Annotated in this window: 24 protein-coding genes and 1 tRNA gene; 21 read left to right on the forward strand and 4 right to left on the reverse strand. The window is 69.6% G+C overall.

Annotated features, from left to right (window positions below; genetic code table 11):
* The first annotated feature begins 14 nt into the window (after positions 1-14).
* Entirely contained in the window at positions 15-1,430 is a 1,416-nt protein-coding gene (locus JOF40_RS06045; RefSeq protein WP_188111700.1) for an MFS transporter, read from the forward strand.
* A gap of 139 nt (positions 1,431-1,569) precedes the next feature.
* Here the strand turns inward: JOF40_RS06045 and JOF40_RS06050 are convergent, their stop codons facing one another.
* Entirely contained in the window at positions 1,570-2,928 is a 1,359-nt protein-coding gene (locus JOF40_RS06050) for a CDP-glycerol glycerophosphotransferase family protein (RefSeq protein ID WP_129181018.1), read from the reverse strand.
* 105 nt (positions 2,929-3,033) lie between these two features.
* On the opposite strand from JOF40_RS06050, the gene JOF40_RS06055 reads away from it, so the two are divergent.
* From JOF40_RS06055 to JOF40_RS06080, 6 genes are all read left to right on the forward strand, one after another.
* Complete coding sequence (locus tag JOF40_RS06055) at positions 3,034-4,053, forward strand: LLM class flavin-dependent oxidoreductase (RefSeq protein WP_129181020.1); 1,020 nt, start codon at positions 3,034-3,036, stop codon at positions 4,051-4,053.
* Positions 4,054-4,210: 157 nt separating this feature from the next.
* Positions 4,211-7,048 carry a phosphoenolpyruvate carboxylase gene (gene ppc, locus JOF40_RS06060; RefSeq protein WP_209674409.1) on the forward strand — a complete coding sequence of 946 codons (2,838 nt, stop codon included), beginning with the start codon at positions 4,211-4,213 and terminating at the stop codon, positions 7,046-7,048.
* 83 nt (positions 7,049-7,131) lie between these two features.
* Positions 7,132-7,425, forward strand: coding sequence for a hypothetical protein (locus tag JOF40_RS06065; RefSeq protein WP_129181021.1), 294 nt, complete (start codon positions 7,132-7,134; stop codon positions 7,423-7,425).
* Positions 7,422-9,101 (forward strand): hypothetical protein, encoded by a 1,680-nt coding sequence (locus JOF40_RS06070; protein ID WP_129181023.1) that lies wholly within the window; start codon positions 7,422-7,424, stop codon positions 9,099-9,101. The genes JOF40_RS06065 and JOF40_RS06070 overlap by 4 nt, the downstream gene beginning before the upstream one ends.
* A 62-nt stretch (positions 9,102-9,163) precedes the next feature.
* Positions 9,164-9,679, forward strand: a complete 516-nt coding sequence (locus tag JOF40_RS06075; protein WP_129181025.1) for a hypothetical protein — start codon at positions 9,164-9,166, stop codon at positions 9,677-9,679.
* 88 nt (positions 9,680-9,767) lie between these two features.
* Positions 9,768-10,238, forward strand: a complete 471-nt coding sequence (locus JOF40_RS06080; protein ID WP_129181027.1) for a hypothetical protein — start codon at positions 9,768-9,770, stop codon at positions 10,236-10,238.
* 54 nt (positions 10,239-10,292) lie between these two features.
* Here JOF40_RS06080 and JOF40_RS06085 read toward each other — a convergent pair whose 3' ends face one another.
* On the reverse strand, positions 10,293-11,576 hold the full coding sequence (locus JOF40_RS06085; RefSeq protein WP_129181029.1) for a hypothetical protein: 1,284 nt from the start codon (positions 11,574-11,576) through the stop codon (positions 10,293-10,295).
* A gap of 137 nt (positions 11,577-11,713) precedes the next feature.
* On the opposite strand from JOF40_RS06085, the gene JOF40_RS06090 reads away from it, so the two are divergent.
* From JOF40_RS06090 to JOF40_RS06110, 5 genes are all read left to right on the forward strand, one after another.
* Positions 11,714-12,010 carry a hypothetical protein gene (locus JOF40_RS06090; RefSeq protein WP_129181031.1) on the forward strand — a complete coding sequence of 99 codons (297 nt, stop codon included), beginning with the start codon at positions 11,714-11,716 and terminating at the stop codon, positions 12,008-12,010.
* The gene (locus JOF40_RS06095; RefSeq protein WP_129181033.1) at positions 12,007-13,368 is read left to right on the forward strand and encodes a putative T7SS-secreted protein; all 1,362 of its coding nucleotides are present in this window, start codon (positions 12,007-12,009) and stop codon (positions 13,366-13,368) included. The genes JOF40_RS06090 and JOF40_RS06095 overlap by 4 nt, the downstream gene beginning before the upstream one ends.
* A gap of 140 nt (positions 13,369-13,508) precedes the next feature.
* Complete coding sequence (locus JOF40_RS06100; protein ID WP_129181035.1) at positions 13,509-14,588, forward strand: hypothetical protein; 1,080 nt, start codon at positions 13,509-13,511, stop codon at positions 14,586-14,588.
* A gap of 1 nt (position 14,589) precedes the next feature.
* Positions 14,590-15,171 carry a hypothetical protein gene (locus JOF40_RS06105; protein ID WP_129181037.1) on the forward strand — a complete coding sequence of 194 codons (582 nt, stop codon included), beginning with the start codon at positions 14,590-14,592 and terminating at the stop codon, positions 15,169-15,171.
* Positions 15,168-15,770: a hypothetical protein gene (locus tag JOF40_RS06110; RefSeq protein ID WP_129181039.1), complete on the forward strand. Its 603-nt coding sequence runs from the start codon at positions 15,168-15,170 to the stop codon at positions 15,768-15,770. Before JOF40_RS06105 ends, JOF40_RS06110 begins: the two co-directional genes overlap by 4 nt.
* A gap of 279 nt (positions 15,771-16,049) precedes the next feature.
* Here the strand turns inward: JOF40_RS06110 and JOF40_RS06115 are convergent, their stop codons facing one another.
* The gene (locus JOF40_RS06115; protein ID WP_129181041.1) at positions 16,050-17,873 is read right to left on the reverse strand and encodes a phosphoenolpyruvate carboxykinase (GTP); all 1,824 of its coding nucleotides are present in this window, start codon (positions 17,871-17,873) and stop codon (positions 16,050-16,052) included.
* 264 nt (positions 17,874-18,137) lie between these two features.
* Between JOF40_RS06115 and JOF40_RS06120 the strand changes: the two genes are divergently transcribed.
* Positions 18,138-18,210 (forward strand) — tRNA-Arg (locus JOF40_RS06120).
* Here JOF40_RS06120 and JOF40_RS06125 read toward each other — a convergent pair.
* The gene (locus JOF40_RS06125) at positions 18,176-18,472 is read right to left on the reverse strand and encodes a helix-turn-helix transcriptional regulator (protein WP_209674411.1); all 297 of its coding nucleotides are present in this window, start codon (positions 18,470-18,472) and stop codon (positions 18,176-18,178) included. The two genes, JOF40_RS06120 and JOF40_RS06125, sit on opposite strands and share 35 nt — an antisense overlap.
* Positions 18,473-18,560: 88 nt before the next feature.
* Between JOF40_RS06125 and JOF40_RS06130 the strand changes: the two genes are divergently transcribed.
* The 8 genes from JOF40_RS06130 (at position 18,561) to JOF40_RS06165 (ending at position 23,765) form a co-directional block, all read left to right on the forward strand.
* Positions 18,561-18,767 (forward strand): helix-turn-helix domain-containing protein, encoded by a 207-nt coding sequence (locus tag JOF40_RS06130; RefSeq protein ID WP_129181043.1) that lies wholly within the window; start codon positions 18,561-18,563, stop codon positions 18,765-18,767.
* Complete coding sequence (locus JOF40_RS06135) at positions 18,764-19,099, forward strand: hypothetical protein (RefSeq protein WP_129181045.1); 336 nt, start codon at positions 18,764-18,766, stop codon at positions 19,097-19,099. The genes JOF40_RS06130 and JOF40_RS06135 overlap by 4 nt, the downstream gene beginning before the upstream one ends.
* 2 nt (positions 19,100-19,101) lie before the next feature.
* Complete coding sequence (locus JOF40_RS06140) at positions 19,102-19,323, forward strand: hypothetical protein (RefSeq protein WP_129181047.1); 222 nt, start codon at positions 19,102-19,104, stop codon at positions 19,321-19,323.
* Positions 19,320-19,481, forward strand: a complete 162-nt coding sequence (locus JOF40_RS06145; protein ID WP_188111701.1) for a hypothetical protein — start codon at positions 19,320-19,322, stop codon at positions 19,479-19,481. Before JOF40_RS06140 ends, JOF40_RS06145 begins: the two co-directional genes overlap by 4 nt.
* Before the next feature lie 559 nt (positions 19,482-20,040).
* Positions 20,041-20,376 carry a hypothetical protein gene (locus tag JOF40_RS06150; protein ID WP_129181050.1) on the forward strand — a complete coding sequence of 112 codons (336 nt, stop codon included), beginning with the start codon at positions 20,041-20,043 and terminating at the stop codon, positions 20,374-20,376.
* A 417-nt stretch (positions 20,377-20,793) separates the two neighbouring features.
* Positions 20,794-21,150: a hypothetical protein gene (locus tag JOF40_RS06155; protein WP_129181054.1), complete on the forward strand. Its 357-nt coding sequence runs from the start codon at positions 20,794-20,796 to the stop codon at positions 21,148-21,150.
* Entirely contained in the window at positions 21,147-22,628 is a 1,482-nt protein-coding gene (locus JOF40_RS06160) for a hypothetical protein (protein ID WP_129181056.1), read from the forward strand. The genes JOF40_RS06155 and JOF40_RS06160 overlap by 4 nt, the downstream gene beginning before the upstream one ends.
* A 60-nt stretch (positions 22,629-22,688) precedes the next feature.
* Complete coding sequence (locus tag JOF40_RS06165; RefSeq protein WP_188111702.1) at positions 22,689-23,765, forward strand: phage portal protein; 1,077 nt, start codon at positions 22,689-22,691, stop codon at positions 23,763-23,765.
* The last annotated feature ends 1 nt before the right edge of the window (position 23,766 follow it).

Consider the following 23,766-nt stretch of genomic DNA (forward strand, 5'->3'; position numbering starts at 1 on the left):
TCGTGCGTCGACCTGTGGGACCCCGCCTGACCGTGGCGGTGCTGGCTCTCGGCACCGCCGCGTTCGGGCTCCTGCAGTCGCTGATCGTCCCCGTCCTCTCCGAGGTGCAGCGCCGGTTCGACACCGACCAGTCGACCGTCACGTGGGTGCTGACCGCCTACCTGCTCTCGGCGGCCGTCGCGACGCCGCTGATCGGGCGCATCGGCGACGCGGTCGGCAAGCAGCGGATGCTCGTCGTCACGCTGGTCATGCTCGCGATCGGCTCGGCCATGGCAGCGGTTGCGCCCTCGATCGAGTGGATGCTCGTCGCCCGCGTCGTGCAGGGCTTCGGCGGTGGTGTGCTGCCGCTCGCGTTCGGCATCGTCCGCGACGAGGTGTCGCCGGAGCGGTCGGGCACCGCCGTCGGCCTGCTCGCCTCGCTCGTGTCGGCGGCCTTCGGCATCGGCATCGTGCTCGCCGGACCCATCGTCGACGGGCTCGGCTACCCGTGGCTGTTCTGGCTGCCGGCGATCGCCACGACCCTGGCCGCGGTCGGTGCGGTCCTGTTCGTCCCGGCGTCGCCCGTCACGGCCAGCGGACGCATCAGCGTCCTGCCCGCGGTGCTGCTGTCGGGGTGGCTCGTCTGTCTGCTGCTCGCGGTCAGCGAGGGCAACGACCGTGGCTGGACATCGTCGACGATCCTCGGCCTGCTCGTGGCGGCCGCCGTGTTGATGGCCGGCTGGATCGCGTCCGAGCGGCGCGCGGCCGTCCCCTTGATCGACCTCGACCTGATGCGCGAGCGCGGTGTGTGGACGTCCAACGCCGTCGCGTTCGTCGCCGGGTTCGGGACGTTCGCGTCGCTGGGCTTCCTGCCCCAGCTGCTGCAGACCCCCGTCGCGTCGGGCTACGGCTTCGGCGACTCGATCTCGCAGTCGGGGTGGGTGCTGCTGCCATCGTCGATGGCGGCGTTCGTGATGGGCTTCGTCGCGCCCCGGCTCGTGCGACGACTGACCGCCCGGCGCGTCATCAGCATCGGAGCCGCCGCCAACGTGCTGGCCTTCTCCGGGGTCGCCCTCCTGCACGACGAGTCGTGGCACATCAGCGCCCTGATGGTGCTGCAGGGCATCGGCATCGGCTGCGTCGTCTCGAGCCTCGCGGGGGTCGTGCTGGCCTCGGTGCCGCGTCACCAGACGGGCGTCGCCAGCGGCATGAACGCCAACATCCGGCTCATCGGCGGATCGATCGGCACCGCGATGATGGGCGGCGTCATCACGGCCCGCACGGGTGCCGGCGGCTTCCCGCTCGAGGCCGGCTACCGCGACGGCTTCCTGGTGCTGGCGGCCGTCGCCGTCGTCGCGGTGGGGGTGGCGCTGCTGATCCCACGGACCCCGGGACGTCTTGACGTCCGCGCCGGGCCAGCTGCGGACGCCGCACTGGCCCGCACCGCCTGACGTCCGCTCCCGGCGGGGACGTCATCCCGTTTGCGGCAACTCAGGTACTGAGGTGATGACGTCCGCGGTCCCGCGGCGGGACGTCATCCCCGTCGCGCTAACGCAGGTACTGAGGTGATGACGTCCGCGCTGCCGCGACCTACCGGCCGAGCTCCTCCAGCAGGTCGATGAACCGCCGGGCGGGCTCGGCGCGGTCGGTGCCGAGGTAGTGGTCGGCGCGCTCCCGGCGTGCCGCGGCGAGCGGGTCCTTGCCGAGCGCCGCGTCGAGCGCACTGTCGAGCTGCGTCAGGTGGCGGTCGACGACGTACGCGGCCTGCGCCGTCGGGTGCGCGGCGCGGAAAGCGTCGGGGTCGTCTGCCTGCGCGGCGTACATGACCAGCGGCTTGAGGCTCGCCATGAAGTCGACGACGATGCCGGAGATGTCCGAGACCATCGCGTCGACGGAGTTGAACGCCTCGATCAGCGGCTCGTCCATCGCGGCCGTGCCGAAGCGGTGAGGACGTCCGGTGGCCTCGGCGTCGGCCGCGAGCATCCGGTTGACCCGGACGATCATCGCCTCGGCGTCGACGTGGTTCTGGCCGGCGAAGTGGCGGCGGAACACGACGGTGCACCCGCGGTCGAGCAGCGCCTGCACGATGCGCTCGGCCACCGCCAGCGACGACACGTTGAGGGTGTCGTCGGCGTGCCGCCAGGTGGGCGCGTACAGCACCGTCGGGCGCTTCGGCATCCGCTGCGCGCCCGTCGTGATGCCCTCGGTCTGCGGACGTCCGATCACGCGGATCTTCTCGGCCGGCACCTCGAGGCCGGCCGCCGCGAACCGGTCGATCGCGGCCTGTCCGGCGACTGCGACGACGTCGTAGTGCAGCACCCGCTCGGAGGCGCTGAGCGGCTTGTCGCTGTCGCCGTGTCCGAGGAACACGTGGGTCGCGCCGGGGGACGCCTCGATGAACTCGGTGTTGGTCGTCGCCCCGTGCGGGTAGAGCGCACCCGTCACCGTGGCCGGGATGCGTCCCTGCACGATCGGCGTCTCGGGATACATCGCCGCGAGCTGCTCGAACAGTGCCGGCGTGCGGGCCACGACGACCCACGGGATGCCGGTGCGGTCGATCCACGGAGACCACATGCCGATGTGGTGCCCGGCCTTGCCGGCGTAGGGCATCGCGAGCCGTGGCGCGTAGGCCTCGACGGCGGCGCGCACCTCCTCGCACCCGCTGCGGTAACGCCGGAAGATCGCCGTGATGACGCCGAGGATCCCGAGGCCGAAGAAGGCGGCGGCCACCTGGAAGGCCGGCTGGACGGCGATCGCCACGGCCGTCAGCAGCACCGATAACGCCGCCGCGATCGCCCACACGCGGAAGCGGAACGGCGGGGTCGGGCGCACCCAGACGGGCTGGCCCGGCACGTGCGCGGCCAGCGGGGGACGGGCGACGGCCCCGGAGCGGGCCAGCGGTGCGGTCGCCAGTCCGAGGGCCAGGACCACGAGGGCGACGACGATCACGAGTCGACTCTAGGGTGCGGTGACGATCGACGGTCGCCGACCGGGCGGCCACCCGTCTCGACGGGTGCCGGGAACATGTCCCGCCGGCGGGTGGTTGAATCTTGCATGACCAGTGTCGGATTCCTGTCCTTCGGCCACTATCAGGCCGTCCCCGGCTCGCAGACGCGCACCGCGAGCGACGTGCTGCTGCAGTCGATCGACCTCGCGGTCGCGAGCGAAGAGCTCGGCCTCGACGGCGCGTACTTCCGGGTGCACCACTTCGCCCGCCAGCTCGCCTCGCCGTTCCCGCTGCTCGCCGCCGTCGGCGCGCGCACGAGCCGCATCGAGATCGGCACGGGCGTCATCGACATGCGCTACGAGAACCCCCTCTACATGGCCGAGGACGCTGCCGCGGCCGACCTCATCAGCGAGGGCAGGCTGCAGCTCGGCATCAGCCGCGGATCACCGGAGACGGCGCTGAAGGGCTACGAGTCGTTCGGCCACGTGCCGGCCGAGGGGACGTCCGATGCCGACATGGCGCGTGCCCACACCGAGCTGTTCCGCGCCGCGATCGCCGGTGCGGGGGTCGTCGACTCCGACCCCCGCATGACCGGACGCTCGGTGCGCCTGCCCGTCATGCCGCAGGCACCCGGCCTGTCCGACCGCATCTGGTGGGGTGCCGGCACGCGCGCCACGGGTGAGTGGGCGGCGCAGCAGGGCATGAACCTGATGAGCTCGACGCTGCTGACCGAGGACACCGGCGTCCCGTTCGACGAGCTGCAGCTCGAGCAGATCCAGCGCTACAAGGCCGCCTGGACCGCCGCCGGCTGGGAGCGCGAGCCCCGCGTCTCGGTGAGCCGCAGCGTCATCCCGCTGCTCGACGCCCAGGACCGGGCCTACTTCGGCGAGCGCTCCGGCGACGACCAGCTGGGTCACCTCGACGGCGGCATCGCCCGCTTCGGCAAGTCGTACGTCGGCGAGCCCGACGCCCTCGCCGAGGAGCTGGCCAAGGACGTCGCCGTCCGCGAGGCCGACTCGCTGCTCCTGACGGTGCCCAACCAGCTGGGCGTCGCCTACAACGTCCGGCTGCTGTCGGCCCTGGCCGAGCACGTCCTGCCCGCGATCGGCTGGAAGCCCCGGGTCTGACCCGTCTCCCGCCGGGCGGTGGTTCCTCCACCGTCTGAGCGTGTTTGCGCGCTGAGACGGTGGAGATTCCACCGCTCCGGGCTTTCGGTGGAGCATCCACCTCCCCGGGGTGGCCGCTGGTCACGTGGGTGACACATCGACCCGGCAGACTGGGGACGTGACCTCTCCGAGCCGCACCACCGAGCAGATCCTCGCGTCCGACCGCCGCCAGCCCGATGCGGCGTCCTTCGGCGGAGGCCTCTCGTCCGATGCCGAGCACGCGGCGCTGCGAGCGTCCGTCCGTCAGCTCACGACCCTGCTGGGCGAGGCGCTGACCCGCCACGAGGGGGCCGAGCTGCTCGAGCTCGTCGAGAAGGTGCGCCGCCTGGCCCGTCAGCCCGAGGACGCCGCGCTGCGCGAGACCCTCGACGCGATCGAGCCGGGCACCGCGGTGGTGCTGGCCCGGGCGTTCACCGCCTACTTCCAGCTCGTCAACACGACCGAGCAGCTGCACCGCTGGCAGGAGGTCTCCGCCGGCGACGAGGGCCCGTTGTCCGCAACCGTCGGCCGCATCGCGGACGCTCTCGCCGACGGCAGCCTGTCGCGCGACCTGCTCGAGGAGGTGCTCGGACGGCTCGAGTACCGCCCCGTCTTCACCGCTCATCCCACCGAGGCCAGCAGGCGCAGCGTCCTGCGACTGCTGCGCAAGGTCGCCGAGACCGTCCGGGCGATGGAGGACCCCCGCCGTCCCGCCGCCCAGGTGCGGGCCGACGAGCGACGCCTCGCCGAGCTGGTCGACCTCGTGTGGCAGACCGACGAGCTGCGGGTCGTCCGCCCCGAGCCGTCCGACGAGGCCCGCACGGCCGTCTACTACCTGCGCTCGATCGCTGCCGAGGTCGTCCCCGACCTGCTCGACGAGCTCGACCGCCAGCTCGGCCGGGTCGACGTCACGCTGCCCGCGACCGCCCGCCCCCTGCGCTTCGGCACGTGGGCTGGTGGCGACCGCGACGGCAACCCCAACGTCACGCCCGCCGTGACGCTCGAGATCCTGCACCTGCAGCACACGTCGGGCCTCGCCGAGCTCATCACGATGGTCGAGGAGGTGCTGACCGAGATGACCGCCTCGACCCGCATCGTGGAGGCCACCGAGGAGCTGCGCGAGAGCCTCGAGGCCGATGCCCGTGCGCTGCCCATCACGTGGGAGTCGATCCGCCGCCTCAACGCCGACGAGCCCTACCGGCTCAAGCTCAGCTTCGTGCGGGTGCGCCTCATGCGGGCCCGCGACCGGCTCGTCAACGGCACCCCGCACGAGCCGGGCCGCGACTACCTGACCGTCGCCGAGCTGGTGCACGACCTGACGCTGGTGCGCGACTCGATGCTGGCCGCGGGCGACCACCTCACCGGCGACGGCGCGATCCTGCGCCTCATCCGCACCGCCGTCACGTTCGGGGCCGGGCTGGCCACGATGGACGTCCGCGAGCACAGCGAGAAGCACCACGCGGCCCTCGCCGAGCTGTACTCCCGGCTCGGCGACGACACCTACGGGACGCTCGACCGTCCCGAGCGCATCCGGGTGCTATCACACGAGATGGCGTCGCCGCGTCCCCTCACGGGCGTCGGCGCCGGTGGTCTGGGCGAGGCGGCCACGGCGTCGCTCGACCTGCTGGGGGTCATCCGCGAGGCCCTCGACACGTACGGCCCCGAGGTCGTCGAGACCTACATCGTCTCGATGACCCACGACGTCGACGACCTGTTCGCGGTCGTCGTCCTCGCCCGCGAGGTGGGGCTCGTCGACCTCACGGGGGCGCAGTCCGACACCGGCAAGGACGTCGCCCGCATCGGCTTCGCGCCCCTGTTCGAGACCGTCGCCGAGCTCGAGAACGCCGGGCCGCTGCTCGAGGCGCTGCTGAGTGACCCGACCTACCGCCGCGTCGTCGCGGCCCGGGGCGACGTGCAGGAGATCATGCTCGGCTACTCCGACTCGTCCAAGGACGCCGGCATCGCGGCCTCTCAGTGGCAGGTGCACCGCGCCCAGCGCCAGCTGCGCGACGTCGCCCGTCAGCACGGGGTCGTGCTGCGGCTGTTCCACGGTCGCGGCGGGTCGACCGGACGCGGCGGCGGTCCCACGGCCGAGGCGATCATGTCGCAGCCCTACGGCAGCCTCGACGGGCCCATCAAGATCACCGAGCAGGGCGAGGTCATCTCCGACAAGTACGCGCTGCCCGGCCTCGGCCGGCAGAACCTCGAGAGCGCGCTGGCCGCGGTGCTCGAGGCGTCCGTGCTGCACCGCACCTCGCTGCTGCCCGCCGACCTGCTCGAGGGCTGGAACGGCACGATGGACCTCGTCGCCGAGCAGGGCAAGCAGGCCTACCGGGCTCTCGTCGCCGACGACCAGCTGGTGCCGTTCTTCGTCTCGGCCACGCCGGTCGACGAGCTGGGCAAGATGAACATCGGGTCGCGGCCCGCCAAGCGTCCCGGCGGCATGGGCGGGCTCGAAGACCTCCGCGCGATCCCGTGGGTGTTCGGCTGGACGCAGTCGCGCATCATCCTGCCCGGCTGGTTCGGCGTCGGGTCAGGGCTCAAGGCCGCCTTCGACGACGGCCGCGGCCAGACACTGCAGGAGATGTACGGCTCGTGGGCGTTCTTCCGCACCTTCGTGTCGAACGTGCAGATGACGCTGACCAAGACCGATCTCGACATCGCCTCGCAGTACGTCCAGGCCCTCGTGCCCGAGGCGTCGCGGGGGCTGTTCGACGTCATCCGGCGCGAGCACGAGCTGACGGTCGAGCAGGTGCTGCGGGTCACCGGCGACGAGACGCTGCTGGAGTCGGCACCCGTCCTGCAGCGCACGCTCGAGCTACGCGACTTCTACCTCGCGCCACTGCACGCGCTCCAGGTGTCGCTGCTGCGATCGGTGCGCGACGTGCCCGACGGCGACGAGCCCGATCCCGACCTGCAGCGGGCGCTGCTGCTGACGATCAACGGCATCTCGGCGGGGCTGCGCAACACCGGATAGAGCCCGCCCGCCACCTTGCTCCCTGGGGCGAGTGACGCGACAATCAGTCACGAGACGCAATCGAGGGACGGGGGGACGTACCGATGGCCGATGTCACCTACTCGGCTCCCACGCTGACGCAGCTGGGACGTGACATGACCGATCTGTCGGCGACCGTGCGCGACGAGCCCGAGATGTCCGACGTCGACGAGACGCACGTCGCGCGTCCCGAGATCGTGAGCGCACTTCAGGAGTTCGAGGCCGACTGGACCCTGCAGCGCAGCGCCCTGGCGTCGCGGCTCCAGGCCAGCGGCGAGCTCGCTGCCGGCGCGTCCACCTCGTTCGCCGAGGCCGACCGGCAGCTCGCCGAGTCGGCTCTCGCGGAGGACACGCCATGACGCGCCGGGCGCTGCGCTGGGACCTCGTGGGCCTCGACACCGATCCCGTCCCCGCCGACGAGAGCGACGTCGACGCCGTCGCGCTCGGCTACACGCGTCGCGGCGAGGCGCTGGCGCAGACCCGTGATGCGCTCCAGCGGCTGGCCGGAGCCGAGGGCTGGACCGGGCAGGCGGCCCTGACGTTCGTCGATGACGCGCGCCAGACGCTGTCGGCCGTCGGCCGGGCCGAGGAGGAGTGCCGGCGGGTCGCCAGCGTGCTGACCGAGTACGGCGGCGACGTCGCGGCGGCACGCACCAGCACGGCCCGCGCCGTCGACGACGCCGAGGAGGCGGAGTCGCGCCGACTCCAGGCGGAGGCAGCGCTGCAGGCGCCCGATCGGCAGCTGACCCCGACGATCGAGATGCCGCCCCTGGCCCCCGACTTCTCGACGGTCGTCGACCGGGCAAAGCTGGACCAGGCGGAGCAGGACCTCACCGACGCGCGGGCAGCCGTGACTGCGGCCGTCGCGACGCTCACCGCCGCCGCGCAGTCCGCCGCGACCCGCATCCGGTCGACCGTCACCCTCACCGACGCCGAGCTGTTCGCCCCGCAGCCGCTGTCCACACCGTCCGCCGAGCTCGAGCGCCTGGTCGAGCTGGCCCGCAGCCTCGGCAAGGACCCGACGGAGTACGCCGACCTGCTGCAGCAGATGTACGTCGCCCGCGCGGCCGAGAAGGCCGGCATCGACCTCAGCACGTGGGACGTCAGCAAGGGTGCCGAGGCGGTCAGCGATCACTACGAGAAGACGTACGACTACTACGCGCAGCTCTATCTCAACAACCCGAACTTCCGGTGGGCCGGCATGGCGGCCATGATCGGGCCGTCGTTCGCGGCGGGGTTCGAGGACCTCGAGCTGTTCCAGGACATCGCCAAGGCCATGAAGGACACGCTCGGTCCGATTCCCGACTCGGCCCTGCCGTTCCCCGTCAGCCAGCTCGACGAGATCGCCGGGATGAGCGAAGAAGAGCTGAAGTTCTACCAGACCACGTTCCTGCAGATGCAGAAGGACATCTTCTACGACGCATCGATGATGCACGAGGCCTATCTTGACGGCGGGTTGGAGAGCATCGAGGAGCTGCGTGCAGCAGGGTTGCTGGGAGACGACGAGCGGCAGGTGAACCAGGCCATGGAGGCGTGGAAGGCGGTCGACGAGGGCATCCGCACGGGGGACACCGACATGCTGAACCTCGGCAACCAAGAACTTCTCCGGCGCGAGCAGTACTACACGATCGCCGATCAGTACCAGGACATGAAGAACCACCCAGTGACAGGCGAGGCCATGACCTACATCATGGGCGTGGTCGGGCAGCCGTCCATCCCGGGCACCCAGACGTTGGGCCAGGTCGACGACCCCATCCATGTGCGGGTCGACACCATGCCGCTGATGCCCGGCACGCAGGGGGCCGACGTCACGATCAACATCCCGCGGTCCAACATCGCCGACTTCGACACCCGATGGGGGCTGATCGAGGACGACACGTTGCCGGTCTACCTCGACCTGGTCGAGAACGACCCCGAGCAAGTCGAGCAGATCCTCAACAGCTCGGTGAGAGGACGGATCGACGACCTACGGCTGATCGACCGCCTGCCGACGATCATCGACGGCCTGGTCGATACCAAGGTGCGGGCGTGGTGAGCCGCCGGCTCGCCGTCGCGAGCGCCGTTCTCATCGTGCTGTCCGCCTGTGGAGGAGTGACCGTGACCAGTGACAAGGACCGTCCAGACGAGCCGATCGAGGCGACCGCGTACTCGAAGGTCGACGGGGTCGAGACCTGGGACCTGACCGGCACGCCCAGCGACGAGGCCTTCGGTATCGAGAAGGACTCGTCGTCCGCGATCTACGAGACGCCGGGCAAGCCTCGCCGGGTGCGGATCGCGCTACCGGGACGGACAGTGGAGACCGACGCCGTGCTGGTCGACTTCTACCGAGGAGCCACGGGCAACTACTCGTTCGGCGTCCGCACGGCGCAGCTGAAGCCGGACCCGCTGACCGAGGCCTTCCGCAATGTCCTTCGCCAGCTGCAGGTGGACGAGACGCCGGCCGACACCTTCGCCCAGAAGGTGGCTGCGGCACCCAGCGACCAGTCCGAGCGGATCAACGTGGGTGCGACGTCCGTGGTGCTCGGCCAGTGGTCGGTCGGTCCTGCCGCGGGCATCGCTCCTCTGGCGGGGTCGGGGCGGGTCATCTTCTCCGGCACCTGGCCTCCCGTCTGACGTCGTGAACGGTGCGGGTGTGGTGAGCCGCCGGCTCGCCGTCGCGAGCGCCGTTCTCATCGTGCTGTCCGCCTGTGGAGGAGCGAACGTGACCAGTGACGACGGTCGCCCCGGCGCGCCGACTGCCCACTCCACGTCCGACGGCACCGAGACGTGGGACCTGACCGGGCAGCCCAGCGACGAGGCCTTCGGCATCGACGCCGGCACGTCGACCGCGATCTACGCGACGCCGGAGCCGCGCCGCGTGCGCTTCGTGCTGCCGGGACGGACCATCGAGACCGAGACCGACCTGGTCGACTTCCGCCGGGACGGTAGCGGAGGCGACTGCTCGTTCAGGGTGAGCACCCCGCAGACGTCCGCCGGCGAGGTGACCACGACGTTCCGTGACGTCCTGGGTCAGCTCGGCCTCGACGACGCCACCGCCGCGGCGTTCGACCGGGACGTCTCGGCGGCACCGGCAGACCAGTCCGAGGTGATCAACGTCGGGGTGGGGGAGGACGTCGCCGTCCTCGGCGACTGGTCGGTCGCCCCGTCGGCGAGGTTCACGCCCCTGGCATAGCTGGGTCGTGTCGTCCTGGCCGGGATGCACTCGTCGACGTGACGACACCGCCGGTCATCGTGTGCCCACCGCCCGCAAGCGACGCTCCCACCAGCGCAGGCCGATCGTGGTCGCCAAGGACAGCACGAGGACGACCACGCCGACCGCGGTCGTGAGGACGTCGGTCGACTCGAATCCGTAGCGGAATGGGAGCCCGAGTCCCGCGAAGATCAGGACGGCACCGACGATGCCGGTCACGATGCCGGTCACGAGCATCGGGGAGCCCCAGTCGCCGAGCGGCAGGCTGTAGAGCATCGCCTGCCCCGACCGGTGGATGGCCGGGTCGTACTCGGCGGCGACCGACGGGGGCAGGGTGGCGTCGGGGCGGTGCTCGACGTTGATGCCGACCTCGGTGCACGCCTGTCGCAGGGCGGTGTCGTCGGTGCCGACCCACATCGCGGCCGGGACGGCCAAGAGCTCCACGCCGTGTCGATCGAGGAACAGGACGGCGTCCCAGCCGATGACGCAGGTGACCACTCCGCCGTGCGCCGGGCCGGGCACCCAGAACTCGAACGCGTACTCCTTGAGCACCACGTCGTCAGCGCCGATCTGCAGCTGCGCCTCCACGATCCACGTGGGCAACGAGGCGTCGGCCACGTTGGGCACGTCCGTTCGGGTCGAGGAGCGAGGCACGCGCGGTTGAGCGACGAATCGGCGCGAGCCGAGGAAGGACGTCACGGAGAGCCAGATGGCCGGAACGGCGGCGAAGAGGGTCAGGACGCTCATCCACAATGGATCGCCGCGATGCTCCTCAGCGTTCGCCGCCAGCACGGTCAGACCGACGATGACCCACACGGTCAGCAGCGCGTGCAGGCGTCGTTGCCGCACGATGCGGTCGCTGAGCGGGCCCTCGGTGATCACGCCGCGCGACGCGTTGACGAGCGCCACATCTGCCTCGGTCGCCGGCTCGAGGGTCACCCCGAGGGTCAGCGCGAAGTCGGCGATGCCGGACGTGGCGCGATGGAGCCGGGAGTCTGCGCCGCCTCCGAACAGCCGCCCCTGGTGGACAGCGTGCACCAACACAGCGACCAGCACGCGCTCGTCGCCCAGCAGAGCCATCACGTCGCTGGTGCGGCTGAAAGGACGAGGCGCGAAGCGATTGGCGGCTCGTCGGGAGACGTCTGCCGCGGGGACCAGCACGGCGCGAGCCACCTCACCCGGCTGGGCCACGACGTCCTCGGTGCCGTCGACACCGGTCACGACGACGGCTCCGTCGCCGCGCGAGCTGATGCGCCAGTGGCGTGCCTCGAGGTGCCGGAGGCCGCTACGAACGCCGGGGTGCAGAGCAGTTCGTGTCATGTCGGATCGTCCCCGCGCTTCCCCTGGATCGGCCTGTCCACGTTGGTTGCTGAGCCGAGGCTACTGTCCGCCGAGCGCGCAATTCCGCGGACGCCCGTCGACTGATAGATTTCGGCCGACTTCACAGGGGGTGTGATGTGGCAGACCTGACCTACTCCGTCGACGCGCTGGCCTCGCTCGGACGCTCCATGAAGCGCCTGGCTCACGACATCCGTGACGATGGCGATGTCGCGCATGTTGACATCGCGCACCTGTCCCACCCGCGCGTCGTCATGGCGCTGATCGACTTCGGGGACGACTGGGACGACAAGCGCGACTCGTTGGCCAAGCACCTCGACTCTGTCGGTGGGCTGGCGGCGGAGTCCGCCGACACCTTCTCGGAGGTCGACCGCAGGCTCGCCGATGAGGCGCTCGAGAAGCTGAAGACGACATGACGCGCCGCGACCGTCGATGGGAGCTCGTGGGCCTCGAGTCCGATCCCGTGCCCGGCGACGAGCGGGACGTCCTCGCTGTCGAGTCGACCTACCGCAAGCGCGGTCAGGCGCTGGAGACGACGCGCTCGGCGCTGTCGAAGCTGAGCGACCTGGACGGCTGGTCCGGCAAGGCGGCCGTGAAGTTCGCCGACCAGGCCGACGACATCCTCGAGGAGGTCGGCAAGGCCGAGCGCAAGTACGAGCGCGCCGCCTCTGCGCTGCGCGACTACGCCGACGCCGTGGCTACCGCCCGCACCCGCACCGAGATGGCCGTGTCGGACGCGGAGGACGCGGAGCGCCGCCGAGCCACCAACGCCGAGAACCCGCTGGCCGGTGTCGACGATCTCAGCGACGAGCAGAAGGACGCCGACGACGATCGCAGACGTCGGCTCGACCGCGCCGACGGAGACCTTGCCGCCGCCCGTGCCGCGATGAGTCGGGCCCTTGACGATCTCGACGCCGCCGCAAATCGGGCGGCGAGCCGGATCGACTCGGCGTCGAAGTCGTACAAGGACAGTCACCTCGACAACTTCAAGGGTGAGATCCGCAAGCACGCTGGCCTGCTCAACAAGATCGTCGACGTGCTGGAGAAGATCGCGATCGCCGTCGCGGTCATCGTCGTGGTGGCGCTGGTCGTGGTGGCCGTCGTCGCCACGGGTGGTGCGGCGGCCGTCATCTTCGGTGCGGTGGCGACCTATGCCGGCTACGCCGCGGTCGCCTCGTCGGCGCTGCTGCTGGCCGGTCATTCGGCGCAGATGATGGGTGAGACGTCGGACGCCTCGTGGGGCGACATCGGGATGGACATCGTCGGTCTCGCCACCTTCGGTGCCGGCGGCGCGCTGCTCAAGGGTGCGCAGAAGTCGCTCAAGATGGCCAAGGCAGCTCAGCTGTCACGGATGACGAGGGCGGCCAAGCTGACCCTCCCGAAGAAGGCCATCACCTCGCTGCGTCCGGGAGCGCGCTACAACAAGTGGGCCAACCGTCTTCTCGACGAGGCACGCGGCCCGGGCGACCAGGCCCTGAAAGGCCTCGGTGGCGCCACGGCGGACAAGCCCACCAGGCTGCTCCACCTCAACAACGGGCTGTCCGACACCTTGGCCCAGCTCGACGTGGTGCGGAAGGTGGCTCCTGAGGGTGCCGCGCTTGAGAACTTCCGCCGGGCCGAGAGCCAGATCCACCGAGCTGTCGTAGCGAACACCATGGGCAACGTCAGCAACCTCGACCAAGTCAGCAATGCGGAGGTCGGCAAGAACTCGATCGACTTCGTGGTCAAAGGTGGCCATTCGGTCGGACATCATCTCAGCACCACGGGCCCGTGACCGCGGTCGTGAAGTCGGGGCCGCTGGGCGGTCTCGCAGTTCCTCGTGCCCGATCGTTCGAGATCGCGGTCGTCGAGGGCGCAGTGCTGCGCACCGAGCCGGGGCGAGCCCCACGGACGGTGGCGACAGCAGACGAAACCATGTCGATCCTCCACGTGGAGCACGAGCAGCTGCCGAAGCGTTGGCGCGTGCCGTCGGAGAGCCCATACGTTCTGTTCGTCGTCGGTGACCAGGTCCGTCTGGCGGTGCCCTACCTCGACGTCGCGCCCCGGTTCGCTGACAGTCACCGAGAGTCGCGCGACGTCTCGACACTGACCGCTGTATCCCGCGAGCTCGGCATCCCGATCGAGCCGATGCCCTCTTCTCGGGTCGAGTCCCTGGCGGCCGCCACGCCGCGGTCAGCCATCGTTCGCTTCGACCGGCGGTGGTCGAGCCCGGGCACACTGGCCCTCACCGTGCCGGTCATCGCCGCCTTCCTGGCCGTCCTCTTCGTGCTGCCGCAACTCGATCTGGTGGCCCACATCGATGTGCTCACCCGGGCGGTCGGCGTCCTGGTGCTACCCGTCGCCGCCTGGGTGCTCTGGCTGCGCCTGCGGTCTTTGTGGCTCGTGACCAGGTCGCCGCGTCCGTCGGGCCGCACCGTCGTGGCCGCCTCGTTCGGTCCGTCCGCTCCACTGGCGCTGAGGCGGGCCGAGCTGCAGGTGGGGGACGACGCCGTGATGTTTCGCTCGGGCGGCCGCGAGGTCTGGGTCGCCGGACCTCGACGCGGCGGCATCAGCTCCGCTGTCGTCGGCAACGAGGCCATCCATCTGCTCGATGGGGACGGTGTCATTCGTCTCGTGCTCACGACGCAAGGGTGGCGGGACGGGGACGGCAGCACCACCGGTCTCGAGCAGGCGCTCAGTCGTCACGCGATCAGCGTCGAGACCACACCGGTGCCTCTCGACACCCAGCACGCCTCCGACGATCTGGCGTGGGCGTCGGGCAGCCCTTGGATCTCGGCGGCCGACCAGGGTGCGGTGTTCCCTGGCTTCACCGTGCTGCTGATCTTCACCGGCATCACGGGTGCAAGTGGTCTGACAGAGTGGATTGCCGAGGCGGGCGATGCAGCGAGCTTCATCGCAGCGGTCGTGTCGGTGATGTTGATCGCCGGTCTCGCGCTGAGTGCGTCGGCAGCCTTCGCGTGGAGCAGGATGCAACCTCGAGCCGGAAGGTCGTGACATGGACGAGATCACCGTGGAGGGGCACGCGCGGTGGCTGGCGCTCGACCTCGAGGCGGATGCCGACGAGCTGATCGCGGCCATCGTGGCGGAGTACGAGGCGAGCACCCCGAACGGCAACGTCGAGGCGATCGCTGAGGTGCTCGCCTCGATCGCGCAGCGCACCGCGCAGGACAACCCGACGGGGGACGATGCCTTCGTCCTCGGGCTGTGGGCCTACCTCGAGACAGGACTCCAGCTCGATCCGGCCGGCACCGCGACGCTGCGTGCCATCCGTGCCACGCCGGACACCACGGCGCGCCAGGTCATCGACGAGCTGCTCGTCGGCACCGAGCCGTACGGCACCGGCGAGAGCATGGAGATCGACACGGCGTCCGGCCCGGCCCTTGCCGCGCGGGTCCGCTACGTCGACCCGGACGATGCCGATCGCGAGGTTCGCGAGACGTCCCTCGTCGTGTGGGTGCGCCCCGAGGCCGAGCTGCCGATGTCGTTCCTGCTCGCGTGCAGCAGCATCGACCTGGTCGAGGCTGCCCCTGTCTGGCCGGCGCTGCGCGAGCTCGCCGCGGGAGTCGCCGGGCTGTGAACGACGAGATCCGTCAGCTCGGCGCTGGCGAGTGGCAGCTGCTGATCCCGCCGGGCTGGGCGACCCTCCCGACGGCCGCCGAGCGTCGCAAGGCGGCCGTGACCCGCGCGATGGACCGGATGCTGGCTGGTCGGCACCGCGACGAGCTGATCACCCTGCGGATCGAGGTGGAGTCGCAGCTCCTTGCGATGCTCGCCGAGGCAGCGCAGAACGGCGTCCTTCGCGTCCACGCACTGACGGAACCCATCCGAGGAGTGCCGGTGTCCGGTGCCCTCGTTGTCAGCGAGCTGGTGCTGGCCTCGGACGACGACCTGTTCGCGGCGGTGGCGAAGGCGTTCTCCGGTGACGAGGGGGTCGTCGAGGTCGACCGCTTCATGCTCGCCGGTTGCGAGACCGTCCGCCGACGCCGGCACGTGCTGGCACCCGTCGTAGAGGGGAGCGAACCGGTCTGGACGACGTCCGTGGAGTACCTCGTCGGCACGGGGCCGCTCGAGATCCTGGCGCTGGCCTTCACGACCTCGACGGAGCCCGTGGCCGACGAGATGGTCGCGCTGTTCGACTCGATCGCCGAGAGCCTGCACCGTCGCGCACCTCGCTGATCCGCTCGGCCAAGACCCTGTCGGGGAGATCGCCGTGGTCAAGCGTCCACATCTGCACAGGCCGGGACAGCAGCCGCGTCGACCGCCGGTCGACGAAGTGCAGGGCGTCTGTCGAGGAGGCACATGACGACACCGCCGCGGGAAGGACCAGGCGGCCACGTCTCCGTGCCGTGCTCGTCGAGGACGACACCGTCCGGGCTGATGTGGACTGGCAGGCAGCGTGTAGCGCGACAGTGCCCCGGACCAGGAGGTCCGGGGCACTGTCGATGACGTGACGGCTCAGAGGCCCAGGCGCGCCTTCAGGCCGTCGAGCTCGGTCCAGAGCACCGCCGGCAGGGTGTCGCCGAACTTCTCGAACCACTCGTTGATCTGCGGCAGCTCGGCAGCCCACTCGTCGGCGTCGACGCGCAGGGCCTCGGCCAACTGCTCGTCGGTGACGTCGAGCCCGTCGGTGTCGATCGACGACGTCGGCGGCACGAGGCCGATCGGCGTCTCGTGCGCCTCGACCTTGCCCTCGACGCGGTCGATGACGTACTTCAGGATGCGGCTGTTCTCGCCGAAGCCCGGCCACAGGAAGCCGCCGTCCTCGTCGCGACGGAACCAGTTGACGTAGAAGATCTTCGGGAACTTCGACTCGTCGTTGTTCTTGGCCATGTTGATCCAGTGACCGAAATAGTCACCCGCGTCGTAGCCGATGAACGGCAGCATCGCCATGGGATCGCGGCGCACGACGCCGACGGCTCCGGTGGCAGCGGCGGTGGTCTCGGACGACAGCGTCGCACCCATGAACGTGCCGTGGGTCCAGTCGCGGGCCTCGGTCACGAGGGGGATCGTCGTCTTGCGGCGGCCGCCGAACAAGATGGCGTCGAGCGGGACGCCGTTGGGGTCGTCGTACTCCGGCGCGAGCGTAGGGCACTGCTTGATCGGCGTGCAGAAGCGACTGTTGGCGTGGCTCGACAGCTGGTCGCTGTCAGGCGTCCAGTCGTTGCCCTTCCAGTCGGTCAGGTGGGCCGGCGGCTCGTCCGTCATGCCCTCCCACCACACGTCGCCGTCATCGGTGAGGGCGACGTTGGTGAACACCGAGTTGCCCTGCGCGATCGTGCGCATCGCGTTGGAGTTGGTGTCCCAGCCGGTGCCGGGCGCGACGCCGAACAGGCCGAACTCGGGGTTGACGGCGTACAGACGTCCGTCGGCACCGACGCGGATCCACGCGATGTCGTCGCCGATCGTCTCGACCTTCCAGCCGGGGATCGTCGGCTCGACCATCGCGAGGTTGGTCTTGCCGCACGCGCTCGGGAAGCCCGCGGCGATGTACTTGACGACGCCCTCGGGGTTGGTGAGCTTGAGGATGAGCATGTGCTCGGCCATCCAGCCCTCGTCGCGGCCCATGACCGAGGCGATGCGCAGCGCGTAGCACTTCTTGCCGAGCAGGGCGTTGCCGCCGTAGCTCGACCCGTACGACCAGATCGTCCGCTCCTCGGGGAACTGGACGATGTACTTGGTGTCGTTGCACGGCCACGGCACGTCGGCCTGGCCGTCCGCCAGGGGCGCGCCGAACGAGTGGAGTGCCGGGACGTAGTCGGCCTCGGTCGACTCGATCTTGTCGAGGACGTCCTTGCCGATGCGGGCCATGACGGTCATCGAGGCGACGACATAGGCCGAGTCGGTGATCTCGACGCCGAACATCGGGTGGTCGGACTCGAGGTGACCCATCACGAACGGGATGACGTACATCGTGCGGCCCTGCATGCATCCGTCGTAGAGCCCACGCATGAGCTCCTTCATGTCGTCGGGTGCCATCCAGTTGTTGGTGGGGCCGGCATCCTTCTCGTCCACCGAGCAGATGAACGTGCGGTCCTCGACGCGGGCGACGTCGGTCGGGTCGGAGGCGCAGTAGAAGGAGTTGGGCTTCTTCTCGTCGTTGAGACGCGTGAAGGTGCCGTTCTCGACGAGCGTGTCGGTGATGCGGACCCACTCTTCGGGGGTTCCCTCGCACCAGTGGATCTCGGCCGGCCGGGTGAGGGCGGCTACTTCTCCGACCCAGCTCTGGAGCTTGGCGTAGGTCGAAAGGTAGTTGGACTGGACGGTGGTGACTGCGGACATGTAGATATCTTTCTCGCGCATCGCGGGTCAAGCGCATTGACTCGCACTCCCGGGGGATCGGTGCCTCGGGTAGCTGATGTGGGACGAAAATCGTCACCGACGGGCGATGACGATTCCAGCGACTTTACGGGTCATCTCGCCGGCGGGGATACCGAGCGACGGGTGCAATAGGTCACATGAGTAGAGGTTTGTCCGGTGGGTAGGGACACCCGATTTCGACCCACGCGCCGGGCGCGGTAAGGTTGGCGAGGCCCTTCGGGGTGTGCGCCCGTAGCTCAACGGATAGAGCATCTGACTACGGATCAGAAGGTTAGGGGTTCGAATCCCTTCGGGCGCGCAGATGAGTCGCCTCCACCGTCATCGGTGGGGGCGATTCCTGTTTCCAGCCACTTCGCTGACACGCCCGTCGCCATGGCCCATGCCGCCAGCAGCGGGCGCTTCGTCTCGGCTGCTCCGGTCTCTGCTCGGCGCACTGTGCTGCGGCTGACCTCGATGACCTTTGCCAGCTCGTCCTGGGTGAAGCCGGCCCCGCGCCGCGCGAGCTCGAGCCGGAGCGGCTTCGTCGACAGGACTGCGCCCGCGTCTATCTGAATCGTCATGCGAGAAACGTATCTCCAAATGTGCTCGTGATGAAGTAAATGGTTCGACACGCCGCGTAAGAAACGTCACTCACGAACCATTTGGCTCATGATGAATCCCATGGACCGGGTGCCCGAGCTGCTGACGACCGCGGAAGCGGCCGAGTTCCTTGGGCTGTCTGTTCCATCGGTGCACCGCCTCGCGGTCGCTGGCGTCATCAAGACGCACTTCCAGCACCCCGGGCCGCGTGGCCCGCGGGTCTTCCACCGCGACGAGCTCTCGCGCGTCGCAGCCGAAAGGAACCTCGCATCATGACCGAGACCGCACCCGAGCCCCAGCCGACCAACCCGGACGGCACGCTCATCCCCACCCCCGAGACCGACGAGGTTGACCGCCTCGCCGAGGGCATCGCCAAGGGCGTGACCGCCGGCCTCAGGGCCAAGCCCGGCCCCGTCGAAACCGTCGAGGTCGAGAAGCCTGTCGAGTGGAAGGCCGGCGACAAGGTCCGCTCGATCCAGGGGCACCAGCTCGTCGTGATCAGCCAGGGCGCGCCCGGCTCGGCCGTCCACTGCGAGTCGGCCGAGAAGGACGCCAAGCCGTACATCAACACGTACTTCGCGGCCGACACGCTCAAGAAGGCCCGCTGACCATGATCGCCCTGACTTCCGGCGACGCAGCCGTCGATCTGCGTGAACTCGCGCAGGACGTCCGCGACAACGGGTGGGATCACTACGACCGCGAGCACGTCGCGCGCCTTCTTGAGGGTGCCGCGACGTGCTGGGAACTCGGTGAGCCCGTCCTTGTCACTGGCGGCAGCCCGTCCGCCCCTGCCCGGCTCATGCTGGTCAGGGGCGGTGGCGATCTCTCATGAGTTGGCGCACGGGCAAGGGCGGCGTGCAGGAGTGGGTCGGCGAGCCGATCCCCGAGCCCGACGCGATCGACCTGCACCTGAACTACGGCATGTCGTCCGTGGCCCTCAGCGAGAAGGAACGCAAGCGCCTCGCCCAGCTGCAAGAGGCCGACGCATGAGCCGCGACTGCCCCACGGGCTGCGGCCGGAAGGCCCAGGCCGGGCACTACATGTGCCGATCATGCTGGTCCCGCGTCCCCAGAGACCTACAGCAGCGCGTCTACGCAACATGGCGCGCCTGGCGCAAGGACCTGGGCGACCCCGACCTCATGAGGGCCTATCGGGCTGCCACGGACGCAGCAGAGGCGGCGATCGCCTGACCCTGACCCAGCAGTGCCGGTGTAGCAGGAAAGCGTGACCGGCAGCCCTCGCGAGGGGGCGTACAACTCACGGACCTGAACCGGGAACCCATGGCGAGAAGTTGGATTCGGAGACTCGACCCCCGAGGGAAATGCGAGCCGCAAACAGGTGCGGCACACACCGTCGCAACAGCTGATCACTAGACGCCGGTGGCGCGTGCAGCGACGTGTCCAAGAGGACACGGCGCTATCAGTCGTGCACGCGGCAAGGCCTGGAACGGCTCACGGGGGGACTCCGGGGGGATCCCCCCTGCCCAGCGCAGGTTCCCTGTCCGGCCCCGACCACGTACCCACCCCATGAGATAACCCGAGGAGGAGAGATGGACCGCACCACGTCACTCAAGGTCTGGTCAGCACGCCAGGACGAGGAGCCGCTCGAGGCACGCCTCGCACGTCTGGCCGCAGCTGCACCAGCACCACCCGTCGAGGGCCAGGCACAGACCATCCCCGGCCTCGACCCGCAGGTGGACATCGCCACGCTCACCAAGCCCGAGCTGCACGACCTGGTCTACGCCGCGGCCTCGACCTACCTCCAGTCCCTCAGCTCGATGACCAAGACCAAGGCCCACCTACACGCCGAGCGCATCGCACACCAGGCTCTCGCAATCACAGCCGGCCAGGACTACATGAGTCGTGGGGCTGATCCTCGTGGGTAGCCCGGGGTGGAGCGGGCGACGCGTGCGCGTGCTGGTCGACGCGTGCCTCGCGCTCAAGGGCAGGACGTGTCACCTGTGCGGGCTGCCCGGTGCTGACTCAGCAGACCACGAGCCACCACGCTCGACGCTGCTCGAGGCAGGCGTGCTCAACCCTGACGACCTGAGGTTCCTGTTCCCCTCGCATCGTCTGCCGTGCAACGTGAGCCGTGGCAAGCGACCGATCACGGCCGAGCTGCGCGTCGAGCTGCGTGCCAAGCGTGAGGCGATGATCGCTCGTCATGCGGCGCGAGCGAACCTGTCGCCCCGATTCGCGGCGCGTCGCCCATCTTCTTTGAGAGCCGGGGGCCATGGAAGCCCCGCGACCCCTTCCTTTTTATCTACTGGGACTCCAGAAAAAAACGACGAAAGCGAGCGGCCATGAACGAGAGCCAGGAGCCGGGCAGTACGCCGGCGCAGGACGGCTGGGCGCTGCCGGGGATGGAGGACGTGACTGGGCGACCGGTCACCGCGCTCGAGGTGGCCGTGCGTCGCACGATCGCGCGTCTTCAGCAGCTCGGCTACGTCGAGGAGATGCACGCGGCCCACACCGCCGCCGCGGTCGAGCTCGCGCAGGTCATCAGCATGAAGCACAGCACCGGCAAGGCCTCGACGATCGGCAACGACATGCGAGCCATGATCGACCTGCTCGACCGCCTGGTGCCCGAGCGCGACGACAGCGCCGACCTCGTCATCAAGAAGGCCATGGAGCAGTGGGAGCAGCAGGTCGAGCTGTGAGCCTGCCGATCCTCGAGTACCGAGCGCAGCTGCACGAGCAGCTGCCCTCGCTCATGCCACCGCCGAAGTTCGCGACCGATCCCGACCTCAGCCGGCTCTCGCTCGGCCGCAGGCAGGACCGGTTCAGTCAGGTGTGGCTCGGCAAGTCGTTCATGCCGCACCAGAAGCTTATCTCGGACGTCGCCGGCGAGCTGGTCGAGGACCCCGAAAGCGGGCTGCTCGTGCCGGCCTACGCGCTCGTGCTCATCACGCTCCAGCGCCAGGCTGGCAAGAGCCACCTCGACATGGCCCAGAACGCCGAGCGGTGCTTCACCAACTCGAGGTATCGCAGCTGGTACACCGCCCAGACCGGCAGCGACGCCCGCGACCAGTTCCTCAAGTTCCAAGACGACGTCGTTGACAAGACCCCGCTCGATGCCGTCGTGCGGACGCTGCGCGGGTCGGGCCGCGAGATGATGATCTTCCCGAACAAGTCGACCATCCGGCCCTACGCGCCGACCGACGAGGGACTGCACGGCAAGCAGTCCGACCGCAACACGATCGACGAGGGCTGGGCGTTCTCCAAGGAGCGCGGCAAGATTCTGCTGCAAGGCTCCGGCCCGACCGAGCTCACCCGCCCCAACGCGCAGACCTTCATCCTGTCGGCCGGCGGCACCGCCGAGTCGACGTGGCTGGCCGACCTGGTGTCTCGAGGCCGAGCGGGCGAACCGGGCATGGCGTTCTTCGAGTTCGGCGTGCCCGACGACATGATCATCGAGGGCGACCTGACCGACGATGTCTACGCCGAGATCGCCCGCCACCACCCGGCCGTCGGCCACACCATCACCGTCGCCGCGCTCAAGAAGCTGCGGACGAAGCTGCCCGACGACGCCGAGTTCGCTCGAGCCGCCGGCAACCGGTGGACCGAGATCATCGGCGGCTCGATCAGCAAGGGACTCTGGGAGTCCGTGCGCCACGGCGACGCGATCCCCGCCGGCGTGCCCGTCGGCTACGGCGCAGCTCGAGCAGCCGACGGCAGCGAGGTCGTCATCGCCGCAGCTGCCGACCTCGGCGAGTTCGTCGTCGTCGAAATCCTCGACGTCCTGCGCCCGTTCAACGCCGCAGCTGCCGTCAACGACTGGACATCAGACGGCGAACTCGCCGTCGATCGAGTCGGCCCATCGTCGTCTCTCGCCGACGGCCTCGACACGCTCGGCCGCAAGCTCATGTCCCTGACCACCCGCGACGTGTCGGCCGGCGTCGCCAACATCCTCGACGGACTCAAGCCCCGCGCGATCCGCTTCCGCCAGCACCCGGCCCTCGACGACGCCGTGAAGGTCGCCGGCACCAGGCCGTCCGGCGACGGCGGCAAGCTCTGGGCACGCGTCGCCGCCGGCGCGTCCATCGCCGCACTCGAGGCAGCCACCCTCGCAGTGTGGGCCGTCGGCCACCGACCACCCCCCACCGCCGCGCCAACGATGCGCCTCCCCGGCGAATAGCAACACGACACGCCGCGAGCGTTGTGGCTCTTTAGGAACCAAATGGTTCATGCTGCGTGTGTGAGTGTTCCGAGTCAGTCGCAGCGACGCGCGATCGAGGTCACCGACGTGACGGCCTCGATCGCGTCGATCGCGGTCTACAACGCCGCGTCCATCCCGATCGGCTCGCCGTGGGCAGACAGCAACCTCCAGCGCGTCATGTTCGAGGACATGTTCGGCGCTGGCGTGCAGCAGCCCGTCACCCGCACGGTCGCCATGTCCGTCCCCCCGCACGCTCGAGGACGCAACCGCCTGGTCTCCACCATCCAGGACTTCCCCCTGGTCGAGCTCGACGAAGCCACCGAGTCCGGCGTGCAGCCGCTCTGGGCGCAGTCGACGTCCGGCACCACGTCGCCGCAGCACCGCATGTGCTGGACCGTTGACGACCTGATCCACTACGGCGCTTCCCTGTGGATCAGGTTCAACGACCCGATCAGCGGCTACCCGCTCGCGATGGACCGCGTCAACCGCGAGCGGTGGGCACTCGACGCGAAGGGCCTCATCCTGCTCGACGGCCACCCCGTCAACGCCAACGACGTCGTCTACATCCCCGGATTCCACGAGGGCGTGTTGCAGTTCGGTGCCGACGCGATCCGCGACATGAAGCAGCTCTACCGGATTGTGCGCCAGCGCATCAAGAACCCCGCCCCGAACGTCGTGCTCAAGCAGACCGGCGGCACCCCGCTCACCGAGACCGAGATCGACGCACTGATCCTGCGCAACGCCAAGGCCCGCGAGGGCGAGAACGGCGGCGTCGGCTACGCGTCCGAGCACATCGACTACCAGGAGAAGGGCGCGTCGGCGGACTCGCAGCTCATGGTCGAGGGCCGCAACGCCGGCGCAGTCGACATCGCCCGCAACATCGGCGTCTCGGCGTCCCTGGTCGACGCGACCGCCCCGAAGGCGTCGCTCAACTACGAGACGTCCGAGGGCAAGAACCTCGAGTTCGTGGACGAAGACCTCCGGCTCTACATGGGGCCGATCACCGCCCGCCTGTCGATGGACGACGTCACCCCGTCCGGCCGGCGCATCGCGTTCGACCTGACCGACTACACCGCCAAGGCCCCGTCACCGACCGGCCCGGCCACCGAGGACTGAC

This window comes from Aeromicrobium fastidiosum (assembly GCF_017876595.1).
GTDB classification, from domain to species: Bacteria; Actinomycetota; Actinomycetes; order Propionibacteriales; family Nocardioidaceae; genus Aeromicrobium; species Aeromicrobium fastidiosum.

Coding starts and splice junctions, on each gene's coding strand:
- JOF40_RS06055 (WP_129181020.1), top strand. CDS start 3,034: ATGACCAGTGTCGGATTCCTGTCCTTCGGCCACTATCAGGCCGTCCCC.
- JOF40_RS06065 (WP_129181021.1), top strand. CDS start 7,132: ATGGCCGATGTCACCTACTCGGCTCCCACGCTGACGCAGCTGGGACGT.
- JOF40_RS06070 (WP_129181023.1), top strand. CDS start 7,422: ATGACGCGCCGGGCGCTGCGCTGGGACCTCGTGGGCCTCGACACCGAT.
- JOF40_RS06085 (WP_129181029.1), bottom strand. CDS start 11,576: ATGACACGAACTGCTCTGCACCCCGGCGTTCGTAGCGGCCTCCGGCAC.
- JOF40_RS06095 (WP_129181033.1), top strand. CDS start 12,007: ATGACGCGCCGCGACCGTCGATGGGAGCTCGTGGGCCTCGAGTCCGAT.
- JOF40_RS06100 (WP_129181035.1), top strand. CDS start 13,509: ATGTCGATCCTCCACGTGGAGCACGAGCAGCTGCCGAAGCGTTGGCGC.
- JOF40_RS06105 (WP_129181037.1), top strand. CDS start 14,590: ATGGACGAGATCACCGTGGAGGGGCACGCGCGGTGGCTGGCGCTCGAC.
- JOF40_RS06115 (WP_129181041.1), bottom strand. CDS start 17,873: ATGTCCGCAGTCACCACCGTCCAGTCCAACTACCTTTCGACCTACGCC.
- JOF40_RS06125 (WP_209674411.1), bottom strand. CDS start 18,472: ATGACGATTCAGATAGACGCGGGCGCAGTCCTGTCGACGAAGCCGCTC.
- JOF40_RS06130 (WP_129181043.1), top strand. CDS start 18,561: ATGATGAATCCCATGGACCGGGTGCCCGAGCTGCTGACGACCGCGGAA.
- JOF40_RS06135 (WP_129181045.1), top strand. CDS start 18,764: ATGACCGAGACCGCACCCGAGCCCCAGCCGACCAACCCGGACGGCACG.
- JOF40_RS06140 (WP_129181047.1), top strand. CDS start 19,102: ATGATCGCCCTGACTTCCGGCGACGCAGCCGTCGATCTGCGTGAACTC.
- JOF40_RS06145 (WP_188111701.1), top strand. CDS start 19,320: ATGAGTTGGCGCACGGGCAAGGGCGGCGTGCAGGAGTGGGTCGGCGAG.
- JOF40_RS06150 (WP_129181050.1), top strand. CDS start 20,041: ATGGACCGCACCACGTCACTCAAGGTCTGGTCAGCACGCCAGGACGAG.
- JOF40_RS06155 (WP_129181054.1), top strand. CDS start 20,794: ATGAACGAGAGCCAGGAGCCGGGCAGTACGCCGGCGCAGGACGGCTGG.